The following is a 14,890-nucleotide window of genomic DNA, read 5'->3' on the forward strand; positions in this document are numbered from 1 at the left end:
GCTCGTGTTCCCTGTATTTACATCAATTAAACGGACTGTTAATGCGTTGGATTTCATAAACCCATATCCATAGATTGTTATCACTTTCCCACGCTAAACTAGGCGTATTTGAAGCAATACGTTTATTCCATAAACTAGCGTAGCTTTTTATAGGTGATCTGAAGCAGGTAGCTTCATCATTAGCACGGTCTTGCAACTGAAAATTTTTATAACCGCGTACTGATTGATTATAGAATTGTGGGGTAATGCCTGAATTAAGAGCATCTGTAACAGTCATCTCATGTAGTTTTTCAACACGCACATCAGTAATTTCAAACCATATTCGACTGACAAACATGGGCATAGTAATCGCAGGTCTTATACGGGTAGGAGCTTTACCTGGTTGCCAATAAAAATCACCATGTTCATCAGACGTTAAGTCACTGTCCATGACATCTATCAGAGTTTCGTTTTGCCATAGATAGATAATATCTCTGTCTGCATTGTTTAGAGGTGATAACCAAGGTGTCAGACGTATTTCAGGTGAAGCTAAGTAATCTATTGCTATACGTCCATCATGCCGCCAAGCACCTACTTTAAACTCTTCCTGTAACCAAACTTTATCGCCAACTTGGTAAGGACTCTCAAAAGTTAAATAACCTTCTTCATCATCAAACTTGTTGCTATCAATTTCCTCTATATAGCTTAAGTTGGCTATATTTGCAGGTTCGCATAGAGTTCTAATTTGTTTTGTATTGCCAGTAAATAAGCCATTGATTAGTTCTGGAAATATTGCCATTGGTTTATATTGCATTGTTATACTCCTTCTAAAACTTGACTGTTTAAGCTTAATGCCACTGCAATAGGTCTTACCCAAATAGGTGTATTGCTAAGTACAAAGATTTCACCTGAATTAGCTAGTAATAAGGTGGTTCCCATCACTTCTGCTGCTATTGCTAAAACATGTTTATGAAACACTGAAACTTCATTGTTTAAGCTATTTACTGGGGTAAAATTAGCGATCATTTTGTAAATATCATTACTTTCTTTGGTAAAAGTTAGAACAGCTTGTTCTTGGGTATTTTTATTTGGCATAACTTACTCCCCTATTCCTTAGTAATAAGTAGTGCGACAGATGTCTTTAAAATCAGTTTGAGCAGCTAAGAAGGTTGTCCGCACAGTACCAATTGGACCATTACGTTGTTTACCGATAATTATTTCCGCAGTACCTGTTTCTAAACTATCAGGGTGATAAACTTCATCCCGATAGATAAACATGATTAGGTCTGCATCTTGCTCAATCGAACCTGAGTCTCTAAGGTCTGCATTCACTGGACGTTTATTGGTTCTTTTTTCAACATCTCGGTTAAGTTGCGATAAGGCAATCACAGGACATTCAAACTCTTTAGCTAACGCTTTTAGTTCACGGGTAATCGCTCCTACTGCATTGTTGCGATTTTCGTATTTACCTGATTCAGCAATCAGTTGCAGGTAGTCAATGAGAATTAGTGAGGGGTTGCCAAATTTACGTGTACAACGTCTGGTTCGTGCACGTATGGCAGAAGTGGTTAATGAGGCTGTGTCATCAATGATGAGTCTATTTTCATATTGTGTCAGTTGATTGAAAGCCAATGTCAGTAGATTAAATTCATTAACGCCATTATTATCAGCATTTAGTTGTCCCGACATTACTGACTTTAGGTTTAAACCACCAATTTGCGCAATTAAGCGTTTAAGTAGTTGCTCTGCTGGCATTTCTAAAGAATAAACAAGTATTGGTTTATCAGTTTTGGACTCTAATGCACTCAAACCAAACTTTAGAGCTAAACTTGTTTTACCCATTGAAGGTCTAGCAGCAAGGATAATTAAATCACCGTTTTGGAAGCCTGATGTATAGTCATCAAGGTCTGTTAATCCTGATGGTACGCCTGTGATTGGATTACCATCATTAAAGTGTTGGTCTATATCGTTTAAGACATCGTTTAAACAGTCTCTTAGATTAATAAAATCTTTCTGACCTGTTTGTTTTTGAGTGATTTCAAATAGTTTTTGGTCAGCAACTGCCATCACTTCAGTACTGTTGGTACTTTTTTGATGTGCTGCTTGGCTTATTTCATGACCTAAGTTCGCCAATTGTCTAAGAGTAGAACGCTCTTTTACTATTTTGGCATAGGCAACAATATTGGCTACTGAAGGAATGCTACGTGACAACTCCACCACATAGGCTAAAACATTTGCAATATGAGGTAGTTGTTGGGTTGATATAAGTTTGTCGCTTAATGTAACGGGGTCAAATGGCTTATTTTCTATATGTAAAAGATGGATTGCATTAAAAATAATTTTGTTATCAAAATTATAAAAGTCATGCTCTGAAATGATTTCCATTACATCATCATAGGTACTGTTTTCTAACATCAAACCACCTAATACAGCTTGTTCAGCTTCCATAGATGAAGGTGGAACAATTTTTGAACTCATATCAATTGTTCCTCTGCTTTACCATAACGTGCTTGAAGGTAGTGTTTAGTAACTAAAACCTCCCTATTAGGATTAAGTGATAATTGGCTTGTTGTTTGCACACAAACGCCTTCGATAAAATCTTGGAGGATTTTTTCTGGTGACAAATGATATTGTTCACAGATAGTTTCAAATCCCTGTGGTATATCTAAGGTGATTCTTTCAGAAGGTGTTTGTTTTGGAGTAAAACAATAAGGAATAATACCTTCAGGCGAACGAAAGCCTTGTGGATTTCGCTCATTACGCCATCCAATGGTATCAATGATTTCAGGATTCTGATCAATATCAATTTGATCCATATCCAGTTCAGGAGCACGTCTCAGGCTTTGATCTGTATAAATTTCAAACCAATAACCCGTACAACATACTACTGGTTGTATTGAGCCAATCTTACCCACCACAAATTTATCGTACTTTTTATCTTCTTTAGTACGTGTATATGAACAATAATAAGGTAGACGTTGTTCTACACCATCTTTTATAAAAACAATATCATAGCCATTGTGAGTATTCTTTTTGATGCCTTTAAAGATAACATCACAATAGGCCAAGCTTTTTAGACCTGCCATGTTGTTATTCTCCTAGGCTTCTTGGATTACCTCTGTCCCTGCTATGGATTTAATGGTTTCTGGATTTAAAGCACTTAATTCCTCTACCCACTCTGGAAAAACTTCTTTAGCTAGTTCTGTCATGGTTTCAAGTGCTGAAGGTGCTTTGCGACCATGTGGACGTTTAGTTTCATAACGATGGGCAGGTTTAGCTTCAGTAGCTGCTTTTCTATAGACTGCAATAGAAGGAATAACAGTATTTAGTACTCTGACGTTATCAAAATTACTGAAGCTTTCACGAACCGAATCCGAGATTAAACGGCTGTCTGTTGAGGTGAAATCTGCTCTATTAATAAATAAGTTAACTATAGGTACTTTAATACCAAAAGGTAGATAAGCTTCTTGTAGCTCTTTAAAAAGCTGCACAGTGCCTCTACCAAATTCTCTAGCAGCTAGCATTTCAGGAGGAACTGGGGAGATAGTAGTATCAGCAGCTAGAATAGCCATTTTTAGAGTAAGTGATCGTGTTCCTTGTGTATCAATTAATATAAGGTCATAGTGAGTTTTGAATGGTTCTAATAACGTGATTAATCTAACTTCTAAGCCACTTCCGCCTAAATCATTTAGTTCACTTTTAAAGTCATTGGATATAAGAATATCTAGGTTATTTATATTGGTTTTAGATACATTATCAAAACTGGTATCACCTTGTGCTACAAGCTCATATGTTCCTTTTTGTTTTTCATCTTCTAATGCAAAGTAACTGGATAATGTTGGCTGTGTATCTAAATCGATAAGCAGTACTTTTTTACCTGCATCAGCGATGACAGCACCTAGATTTGCAGCAGTAGTAGTCTTACCTACTCCACCTTTGGTTGAAACAATGGAAATAACTTTTGCACGGTTAGTGCTAGATAATATTGAATTTTGCATGGCTCATGTCTCTCAGTTTTAATAAAAAACTGTGAGCGCAAAAGTACCACCAATAACAATCTTAGAGCAGTTGACTCTTAATCAATTGGTCACAGGTTCGAACCCTGTACGACCCACCAACTGCTACTCTTGACTTTCACGGGATTGCAGTCCTGCGAAGTTAAATGAAAGGTGTACATGAACTCAATATACAATGTACCTTTTCAGAATATACCGCCTACAGAAATTTTGCAAGATATTTCTTGTAATTTTTCGTAGGCGTTGTTTTTTTATCTTAATTAACTTTTCTATGCTTAGAAAATCAAACAGTGACTCAAAAATATTTTCTTTTGCTTAAAGTCTATGATCTAAATTAAGAATCCATATATCTAAAAAGATTGGAGACACGATACTTATCTCTTTTTCTACTTGTTTAACTTCTTCTTTTAACAAATTTTCTAAACCATTAATATCAATTAATACTTTTTTATTCGGATGTTTCCATTTTTTATTCCTATCTATAATTGTCACTAATAGACAACCAGCACGACTGTTTTCTGGCGCCATATATTTGTCTACTAGTTGTTTTCTAATCGTATTCTTTAACACTGTAGCTGACCACTTATCACCTATTTTTAATTCAATTACAGCTTGTAATCCTGATGTAGTTCTCAATCTTATATCTGTTTCTTTTTCTTCAGCAGTGACACTTTCCTGATCAACAGTATAGGCTTGTCGAGAGTATTCAGTTAAATATCTTGCAATTTCTCGTCTTATTAATTTTTCTTCAGTTAATTTTGACCAAGCTTCTTTAGGCGAGTTATCTTGGTTTAAATAATCCTCTAAGTCTTCTAATCAACCGAATTAAAACTGATTAAAAGGAACGTTTACTAAAAAAAATAGTATTAGTTATTTTGATTGATAATTGAATGGTTAAAAATAAAATTGTCACTTTTATAAAAAGAAAAAAAGCTTGTAGGAAGAACTATAAACTCTTAATCAATTGGTCACAGGTTCGAGCCCTACACACCCCACCAACTGCTACTCTTGACTTTCACAGGATTTCCGCCCTATGAAGTTAAATGAAAGGTGTACATAGACTCAATTGGAATAGTTAAGATCTGATCGTACAATTTTCTTGCAAAAGAGAGAGTTACCCGTTTTGATAAAGGTGTTGAAACTTTAATCAGAACTTAAGGAGTAACTCTCATGTTACATACTAACAATCCCATCATTAAACATAAAGTAGGTCTTTTAAATTTAGCATAAGAACTTCAATACGTTTCTCAACCCTGCAAAGTCTTGGGCTTCTCACTTGCCATTTTGATCTTAAATCCTCTATTCCATCAAAGCTAACAATTTGTAATCTAATATATTTTCTGGTTGAGTAGATGTCAGACACTTTGCTCCACAGTCAATTGTCACTCAGTTATTAAAAATAATAATAGCTATTACTAAAATAGCAATAGTAGTTCTAATAAATAATTTATATGATGACAAAAGTTAATATTAGATAATAAGTTTGTTTTTTCAATTAGATTATCAATTTGCATTGGGTAGACAGTATATATGCTTTCATTTACTTATTCTATAGCCACTACCTCTCATAATAATACTGAACAACAAGAAAATACTATTTCGTCTGAATCTAAAATAACTCACACTGATCTGCCTTCATCTAATTATCAACATATGCCTGCATTAATTAATGATCTTGTTAAGAATACTAAGGAGTTTTCACAAGAACAACAAAAAATATGGGTAGCTTTGTTGTGGTTATTAGAAAGTGGCTCAGCTATTTCACAACGAGTTGATCTATCCTTATTAACTTCTGCCATTAACAATAGAGATATCCACCAGGCACAACAATTATTATTGCAAATTCAGGGACAACAAAAATATCCAGTATTAATAGAGTTACTTAAAACAATAAGTTCGTCTATTTTATTGGAAATACTAGTAGAGATCGCTAATGATTATTTAAATTTAAAAGAAGATGAGGTAACTCAGATTGAGCAAGTTCGGATTATTATAAATCCTGAAAATAGTTTAGAGTTACGAATTGATTCAGCCAAGCGACTTATTTTTGCAACGCATAAACGTGAAATTGCTGAATGGTGGATTCATATTCTTGAGCTAATTCAAGGGTTGATAGAAAGCGTTCAGCATTTTAATAGTGAACATGGGTTAGTTGCTATTAAAGGGATTGTTTCTCAATTACGGGAAAAGTTAGATAAACAAGCATCTACCACAGAAACAATAACTGCTTGGCAAAATTCTGTAACTATTGCATTAGTGGTTATTGAGGAATTACTGGGGATAGTGGAGAGATATCGACAACTGCCTGAGCAGGCGGGTGTTTTAGAGTATTTTCAGTTAATACTAGGCACTAAATATGTACAAGAATTAACAAGTGATGTAGAAAATACCATTCAACAAGGACTTAGCCTATTAGAGAATAATCACCAGATTTATCAACAAGCATATAAGATAATTAAGAGTGATGAGAATATAGAGGAAAAAACTAATCGCTTAAATAATCTTATAGAAGATGCGGTTATGCAGAGTGTATTGAATAAAGGACAGGCTAACAATTTAATCACTTTTCTAAGTATTGGTTTGGATATATTGCAAACAACGCATCAAATTGGTCATAAGCCTTTTAAAATTAATGATATACGAACTATTTTAAGTAAATTTGAACAATGGAGTAAAACAGCTGAAATAGAATCATGGCTGGGTAAACAAGCTACTCAAAGCAGTCAATTACGAATTCATCAAGCTCAATTAGGGATTGCGATAGTAGAATCGCTTAGTGAACTAGAGGTTGGTTCAAACTATAATCAATATCTGGATAAGATATTTAATGATCCTCATTTAGAAGAATTACTACCAGAAAATGTTATACCACTTATATCGTTCCTACAAACCCTCTGGCGATTGTGGAATGCTAATCAACAAAACTATCAAACTGTTTTAGCTGAAGATTATCCTATAGTTGCAGCCTATTTTGAGCAGTATCCACAAAATGGCTCAATCAAGGAGCAATTAAAGTGGTTAACTGATGGTTTAACTAAACGTGAAGTAACAGGGTTTATTAGCCTTTATTTACCAACAGGATTAAGTCAAGCCTTACAGCAATTTGTAAAATTACAAAATCTAACAGAAGAATTTCCTATAAGAGGTAGTTTCTTAGAACAAACTCAATGGGCCTTAAAACAACTACCTACAAACAGTCTTAAAGATTTTACTAAGACTATAGGTCAAGATCAAACATGGTTATCAGAAGACTCCCTTAACTGGCTTTATACGATAGTTTGTACTGTGCAAGAATCTGGTAACTCTAATTTTTTGGTACAACAGATACTAAATTTTGTATTTAGTGACTTTATAAAAGAAAAAGCACTTGATTACTGGTTGCCAGGCTATGGCACTTATATTAACCAAGCCTTAAAAATTGGTCATAGTTACCTACATAAAGGTTGGCAAAGTGCAGGTGAACAATTACAAAGAGCTGTTCAACAACATCCTACAGTACAAGGATTAAATCGTATAGGTCCTTTAATAGAGGCATTAATAAACGGTACTTGGTGGCAAGTAGCAGATGAAGTAGTACAAGTAGCTAGTGGTTTACCAGAGCCATATGGTGCCTTATGCCGAGTTTACTCAGCCCTCAGCCTAACATGGAAAGTTAATAGTATATGGGAAATTGAAAATATAGCCGAACAAGAAAAACAATTGAGCCAACTGAGTCAAGAGTTAAGCATTCGTTTAGGAATTGAAAAAGACTCTGCGGCTGGTCACGCATTAAATTTATTAACATATCTTGCCCCTTTACGTAAGGCTGTCAATCATTATAAACAGTTACCTCAGGCAGGTTCTTGGCTAGGTTGGGCAGACCAAATATCTGAAGTGCTTAGCAGTAGTCAGAGTATGACATTGCATAGTACCTATAAAGAGTTTAATCGATTATTTTCAAAGTGGATTGCCAATCAAATTATTCAAACACAACAATCAGTAAGTCATTGGTTCTCTAGAGAAAAACAACCAGAGGTTTGGTGGCAATCTGATTTGGAAGACAACTGGGAGAATGAAAGTGACGAACAACAAGAAGGGCTACTCGAAAATTTACCTTGGTTAGAAATAGGATTAGGATTAACAACAGTATTAACCTTACTGTCAGGTTACAAGAGCTGGCAGGCATTTGATGCCTCTAGTATAGTGATTGAACATGAGAACACTAATGTTAGCAATAATCGCATAACAAGTTTAGCTAACCAAGGAGGCCGTTGGGGAAGATGGTTAGGTGGGTTAGTATTTAGCACACTCATTGCAGGTAATCAAGCAAATACAAATGAAACTTGGGGACTAACAGAGGAAGATCTGGCAATTGAGGATTTAGATCAAGAATGGCAAATACCTTTATGGGCCGTAGTTGGTGCAGGAAGTGCAACAGCCTTAGCAGCTTTAGTAGCTGCTTGGAGAGGCTATCAAGGCAGTTATCATAGGGTACCGCTATCAGATGATATAGAGCTACAAGACTTTGCGACCCCATTAACTGGAGCCCCTCCTCCTCCAATAAATACTCAAACTTCTAGATTAAGACAATGGGGTGCTCCTATTGCAACTTTAGCTTTTGGCGGAATTACTAGTTTTCTAGCTTTCTGGAAGTGGAGTAGAACTCATATTGAGAAACCTTTTCCTGAATCAAAAGATGATGACAACCCTCATTCAAGCTATTTAAGCGGTGTTACCAATAAATATGCGAGTTTTAAACAGTTAATATATATTCATCAACAAAAACATATTCCTATCATTTTTTATAACGATGTCATCAATTACTTTACAACTACTTTAAAAACTCATTTAGCAAAAATTATTGAATTAGACACAACAGAACAAAATAACTTAGAACAATTAATTAAAAAAGCACCTCATAAAAATACAAAAAATGAAGTTCTTTTGAGTCAGGTATTAAACAAATTAAGTAATTCATTAAAAAGTAAAGCAGATGAAGCAATAGAACAACACAATTATAGAAATTATATAATATATGGTGGTGCACAAAATTATTACTCACAATGGTTAGATGGTTTTAAAGAAATCTACCCAAATCTTTTTTCTAATGAATCAAAAGGTTGGGATAATATTCGGAGTCAATGGAATAAAACTGTTAGCCAAATAAAAGCACGTTGGCAAAGTGAAAAAACCTCTACTCAAACATCTAATACTAAACAAGCTTCTTCACCACAAATATCCTCTAAAACAATTACTAAGGCAGAGTTTGGGGCTTTCATTAAAACACTATTAGAACTGGACCCACGATTAGCAAGTAATAATAATTTTAAAAAAGAGGCACAAGGTTATTTATTAGCAAAATGGGGCAAAACAAGAGTTAATGATCTTCCTGATAAACCTATTAACTTTTTAAATTATTTAAAAGGTATTATTCAACAATTACTAGAAGACACATTAGAGCCATTTATTGATCAGGATAATTTTACAGACCAAGAAGTATTGAGTTCATTTAGTAATTACATCTATTTGTTACACGCTTTGGTAGTATTGAGTAGCACATTAGATGAGACTGGATTAGACAATATTCTACTAACATTAAATTATAAAAATAAAATGGTTTCATTTTTATCAGTAGCATTAGAATTGATAAATAATGAGGATCTATCTGTTAAGGTCAAAGATTTAACTAGAAATATCTATTTAACTTTGTTAAATGCACAAGATATGACGACTAGTAGTTGGTACAATATCTATAATTTAACTCCAGAAAGCATACAAGATATCCATACACTTGCTCAAAATTTAAAGAAAGGTGTTAACAATAATGTTTACTTACGATTAAAAATGGCTGATGAATATTTTCAAATTCATTCTGAAATTATTAATGAAATTGAACATGTGTTTGAAGCTAATCCAAACTCAGTACAGATTAAAACTATAGACTTTATGACGCAATATGATTTGTTCTTAGAAGAAGATAGAGTAAATTTAGAATTATTGTCTCAAGGGTTATCAAATCAACATACTTTACAATCTGCTATAAAAGCACAAAAAGATATTTATAATGCTATAAAAATAGGTTTTTCAGAATTAAAACAACGTATAAATAATCAAGACAATACTAAGCAGGATACACTTGTTGAAACACAGGTTAAAGCTTATAAGAAAGAATTAATTAAGGAAATCAATCCTTTCCTTAACTCAAAAAATGTTACCAAAGAAGTAAATAAATTTAAACAAGTCGTTGGAGAAGCCAATACCTCAGAACCAACTCAATTCAAAGTAATTCAACTGATTAACTATTTTACAACTTACCTACGAACAGGACCACAAACACAGCAACTTAATTTTACGAACTTAATCCGTAAAATAGTTTACAAAGCTGCTTATGATGCTACTACTAGTAATGATGAGACTATATCGTTACCACTGTTTTATTTCAGCCTATTAGAGGAAATCAATAAAGGTATTTCTGAAGCAGCACAAGCACACCTTTATTCAAATATATACATTCTATTAAAAATTAAAATAAGACTTGAAAATTGGAGAAAAATTTTACTCAAACTACTACCCAACTTAGAGGAAAATATTTTCTATATTGAATTATTGCAAAGAATAGCAACTATTCACCAAGAAACAGCAAGTTTATTTAATGCCCTCGATGCTGAAAGGCGTACACCTACCCATAAAAATACTCCCATCTTATCTAATTATGATGTTTCATGGAATACGATTTTTCATGGTGAAGGTCGCGAAGCATTATTAGATAGACTAAATCTAGATTCGTTTGATGAAGAAATAGTTTCTCAACTATTATTCTATTTAATCTTTGCTTCTTTTGATATAAATAATGAAGCACTAGATAAACCTGAGAAATTAGATCTGGTTAAACTCTATACTACAACAGATTTGCTATTAATTGATCATTTATCGCGGTTAAAAGCCAAAGGGCTAAAAGAGCCCTATAGCAAGTTTGAAAAACTTGAGCAAGAATTTTACCGAGTTATCAATGAGCATGTATTTAAGTTTTTTCCAACAGCAAAACAACAATTTGAACAATTACGCCAAAAACAAATAACACAACTTAGTATACAACCTTTTGGAATAGAGCCAAAAAATCCTGATCAGCAGCAAATACTTGATCAAGAAATAATTAGTCGTTCATTTTTAGAAAGATTTCTTGGTTCAACTCCTGAAAATTATTATGGTTGGGATGATGAATCTAAATACGATTTAAAAGCACTTTCTGAGCGTGTTAAGCTACTTAAACACTTCCAAGAATTTACCTCCTTGGGATGGACACCTCTTGCTCCAGTGGATTTATACATTAAGAGTAAAATCGATGAATATCCTGAGTTAAAAGATAAGAATCTTACCCCAGATACCGATTTTACAGCTATTACTATTAAAGATGGCGCTGAAGTATTATTGGGACCAGCTACACTACGAGAGCTTGTTACACGAAAATATAAAAATGAAGTATTTAAAGAGTATAACAATAGCGATATAGTTTTTAAACAAGAGGGCGCTTTGCAAGACCTACTTAATGATTTAAAGAACACAGATATTGAAACTATTCTCTTAAAAAAATACACCGATGCTCAGCAAAATGATGAGTATAAAAAATATTATGAATATTATTATCAAACGCTTAATAAAGTGGCCGTAAATCGTTTTTTAGATGATTTACAGAAAGATAGAGTCAATCTTAGTCAATCAGACAAACCAAAATTTAAAAAACTAGCTGAAGACTACCAAGCTGGAAAGGTAAAGGCTAAGCCTATTAAAATTGGACGTTTTACCAGTTTGGATGTTGGAGCTGTCCTCCTCTCTACAGAGGGCGAAGGAAAGTGGGCTTCTGAAATATTTTTTGTACCCTTAGAAGAAGGAAACTACCCTGATATACAAAGAAAAAGGGGTATTATTTTTACACTTAGAGCTAATGATCAGATACCCTATTATGTTGTAGACACGGGATTTACCATAAATCGTGATGCTACTTTTATCAAAGAATATATCGATGAAGAAAACAAACCAGCCTTTCAAAAATTCCTACAAGAACATGTTCGCATTGATATAGGGCAAAGAATACCAGCAGAATTTTATACCCCAACTATATACGACATGCATACACATCGAGAAGAAGATCCGCTGGTGGGTACGCCAATTTATACCTCACAAATTAATATCGAAGAGGAAGCAGTTGAAAATATAAATAAAAAACTAGTGGAAATAAGCTTAGAGAACATATTAAAAATCAGTGATTTTTTAATTCATACTGATGATGAAAAATATTGGGACGCAGTAAATAAGTGGTTAGATATAGCAAAAAATGTAGCTTTAATTATTGGACTTAGTGTGCTTTTGGCAGCTATAACGCTTGCAACTCTAGGGATAGCTGCTCCTACCACGATTAGTGTAGGATTTGTTGCTGTGAGTGCTCTTCTCTATTATGGCTCTTTAATTGCCCAAAATGTTATTGCCGAAGAACTGGATAAAGACCAGTATCAACAAGAATTAGTAATTTCAATATTTTCTGATATGTTCTTGCCTTTTGTTTTAAAAGCTGCTGCGCCTGCAGGGAAAGCTCTGTTATCTAGAGTCACTCGGCTCTTTAAACATTTACGTAGTCAATCACTTTCATCTAGTCATGAACTCATTCCTTTAATCACAAGGACTGTTGATGATTTACCTATAGAACGGATCGTTACCCCGACTCGCGTAAGTGCAGAAAGTATTACTCAACCTTTCAAAAGATTATCAGCGTTAATTGAAGAAGAAATTAAATCACAGTTACTTCTAGAAAATAATACTATTGAATCAGAGCTAGATAAATTAAATAGTTATCTAAATAATAAGGGTTATAAGAGCCAAGTACGTACAATAGCCAGTTGGAATAGTGCTGATAGTGAAGCTAATTATCGATATACCATAATTGCACAAAAGGAAGGTGAACCTAATTTTGTAGTAGAGCCCAATATATCTTCTAAAACACTTGCTATTGAAGAGGAAGGTAATTGGCTTAGGAAAAATCAGAACAATATACAAGATCGAACTTTACTCAGCAAGTATGCTGATGGAGCTACTGCTCAAGAAGCAAAAGATAAATTTGCTGACGGCTTATTAGGTTTTAATAGAGATGTTAGGTTACTTACTAGCTCTGATTGGTATGAGGATGGGATATTTAGAGATTTTGAAGTAACTTGGCATGAAATAAATGATTTACGTCGTTTTGCTGGTGATGGGCAACCTCCTGGTAGAAGACCTTTCTCATTTAAAAAGTGGTGGCATAATTTGCGAGATAGAATAAGACGAAGACCACCTCCTCCAGAGCCAATAGACCCAGGCGAAGGGCCATCACATAGGCAAGATCCTTCCCCCCATGAAAGAGTAAATCCAGATACAGGTAATGAGGCTCATTTAGAAGATGCTAGTTTAGAAGAAGATATCAGTGTTTCTGTAGAAGACTCTTCGGAGGCCGAAGTTAGGTTAGAAGATAGTCTTGATGATGCACTTGAAGAAGCAAGATCTGCAAATAAAGCGAGACTAAAATTAACTAATTGGAAAACAAACATAGATAATTTTAAAGTTCCTCTCAGTGAGGATATTGATGAGTTTAGGCCAATTAAGTCTAGACAGGAATTTATAACAGAAGATAAAATGAAAGAGGTCATAAATGAGAAAAAGAAACAGGGTTTCCGTATTTATGAAGAAAGCAATAAAAGTGCATTTACAGCACAAGAGACAACTAAATATGCCCAAGCAAAAAGAAAGTTTGAAAGTAGTTTCTTTAGGGCAAGTCAAAAATTGGAAGCATTTAAAGACATTTTGGAAACAGCAGAAACAAATAAGAGGATACGAAGTAAACTGTTTTCATTATTTAATAAAACATTCCATTTAAATGGAGATAAAAAAACTATAATACAAGTGTATAAACATTATAAACAGTTGATCGATTTATTGATTTCTGATGCTAATTACCAGCTAGATAATAGTTTTAAACATGTTGAATACTTCTATGATAAAAACTCTAAAGCAGCTGCTTTTGTATATCCTTTTGATCCTTTAAAAAGGATCTTTGTTAATATTGATGCAACATTAATCAAAGATGATATTCGCGAAACAGTTATACATGAACTAAGCCATCTATCTCCTTCATCTTTTGATTTGTTTTATGTAAATACCTCTGTTGGAGATAAAACTCCTTTAAGAGCTATTACAAATTCACTGTATTATGAGTATTTACATACTGCAAAAGGTGACCTAGCAGATTCAACAGCTTTTTTATTAGGTGAGGATTATCCACCTTCATTGCGTGATCAAAAAAGCCTATTGGATCCTATTAAAATTGCTGAAGCAAGAGTCAGACTATTTACATTACCTAGGTTAAGACTTAATGCAACTTTAATGACAGCAGATCCTATTGCTATTAGCATCATAAAATTTTCTAAATATTTTGCAGATCATCCATATCTTTTTGATAGTATTCAGAAGAGAAGCGTAAATATTGCTCCTACTACGAATGAACCTACACCTACACAGACGCCAGAAATTGAGCAGAATACTCTAAGTACTCCAAATATTCCTGATTCTCTTGATGATTTTGATTTAGAAACCGTTCATCCTGCAGATTTAAGTTTATCTGAAGAGGGAGAAGATTTTGACATATTATTAGATGCATTAAAAATATTAGCTTTACAACAAGGAGCCTTTAATAGCTAATAAAAAATATCCAGAGTGGTAATAAATAAGTGCATTAATTGAAATAGTTAATATCTAACTGCATACATTACCTGATAGAAAGATGATTTGGGCTGAGAAACAGTTAGCTCAAATCTAAACTAACAGATGCGTCCTAAAAATAGATAGGCTCATATCTGATCTGTAGTAGACATTCTTTATAAGGGAAACACTTA

The 14,890-nt window shown here is 33.8% G+C and carries 7 protein-coding genes; 1 reads left to right on the top strand and 6 read right to left on the bottom strand.

Annotated elements, in window-relative coordinates; all coding sequences use genetic code 11:
- Positions 1-22 precede the first annotated feature (22 nt).
- From MTZ49_RS13375 to MTZ49_RS13400, 6 genes are all read right to left on the bottom strand, one after another.
- Positions 23-793 carry a hypothetical protein gene (locus tag MTZ49_RS13375; RefSeq protein WP_201095242.1) on the bottom strand — a complete coding sequence of 257 codons (771 nt, stop codon included), beginning with the start codon at positions 791-793 and terminating at the stop codon, positions 23-25.
- Positions 794-795: 2 nt separating this feature from the next.
- Positions 796-1,074: a hypothetical protein gene (locus tag MTZ49_RS13380; protein ID WP_201095945.1), complete on the bottom strand. Its 279-nt coding sequence runs from the start codon at positions 1,072-1,074 to the stop codon at positions 796-798.
- Between the two features lie 18 nt (positions 1,075-1,092).
- Positions 1,093-2,457 carry a replicative DNA helicase gene (gene dnaB / locus MTZ49_RS13385; RefSeq protein WP_201095239.1) on the bottom strand — a complete coding sequence of 455 codons (1,365 nt, stop codon included), beginning with the start codon at positions 2,455-2,457 and terminating at the stop codon, positions 1,093-1,095.
- Positions 2,454-3,065 carry a hypothetical protein gene (locus tag MTZ49_RS13390; protein ID WP_201095237.1) on the bottom strand — a complete coding sequence of 204 codons (612 nt, stop codon included), beginning with the start codon at positions 3,063-3,065 and terminating at the stop codon, positions 2,454-2,456. Before MTZ49_RS13390 ends, dnaB begins: the two co-directional genes overlap by 4 nt.
- A 12-nt stretch (positions 3,066-3,077) precedes the next feature.
- The gene (locus MTZ49_RS13395; protein ID WP_201095235.1) at positions 3,078-3,977 is read right to left on the bottom strand and encodes a ParA family protein; all 900 of its coding nucleotides are present in this window, start codon (positions 3,975-3,977) and stop codon (positions 3,078-3,080) included.
- 333 nt (positions 3,978-4,310) lie between these two features.
- Positions 4,311-4,631 (bottom strand): hypothetical protein, encoded by a 321-nt coding sequence (locus MTZ49_RS13400; protein WP_264745958.1) that lies wholly within the window; start codon positions 4,629-4,631, stop codon positions 4,311-4,313.
- Positions 4,632-5,525: 894 nt separating this feature from the next.
- Between MTZ49_RS13400 and MTZ49_RS13405 the strand changes: the two genes are divergently transcribed.
- Positions 5,526-14,696 carry a hypothetical protein gene (locus MTZ49_RS13405; protein WP_264745959.1) on the top strand — a complete coding sequence of 3,057 codons (9,171 nt, stop codon included), beginning with the start codon at positions 5,526-5,528 and terminating at the stop codon, positions 14,694-14,696.
- Positions 14,697-14,890 lie beyond the last annotated feature (194 nt).

The organism is Entomomonas sp. E2T0 (assembly GCF_025985425.1).
Lineage (GTDB): Bacteria > Pseudomonadota > Gammaproteobacteria > Pseudomonadales > Pseudomonadaceae > Entomomonas.

What these genes read in the sequence shown, in the direction of transcription:
- dnaB (WP_201095239.1), bottom strand. Translation starts at nt 2,457, where the DNA reads ATGAGTTCAAAAATTGTTCCACCTTCATCTATGGAAGCTGAACAAGCT.
- MTZ49_RS13375 (WP_201095242.1), bottom strand. Translation starts at nt 793, where the DNA reads ATGCAATATAAACCAATGGCAATATTTCCAGAACTAATCAATGGCTTA.
- MTZ49_RS13390 (WP_201095237.1), bottom strand. Translation starts at nt 3,065, where the DNA reads ATGGCAGGTCTAAAAAGCTTGGCCTATTGTGATGTTATCTTTAAAGGC.
- MTZ49_RS13395 (WP_201095235.1), bottom strand. Translation starts at nt 3,977, where the DNA reads ATGCAAAATTCAATATTATCTAGCACTAACCGTGCAAAAGTTATTTCC.
- MTZ49_RS13405 (WP_264745959.1), top strand. Translation starts at nt 5,526, where the DNA reads ATGCTTTCATTTACTTATTCTATAGCCACTACCTCTCATAATAATACT.
- MTZ49_RS13380 (WP_201095945.1), bottom strand. Translation starts at nt 1,074, where the DNA reads ATGCCAAATAAAAATACCCAAGAACAAGCTGTTCTAACTTTTACCAAA.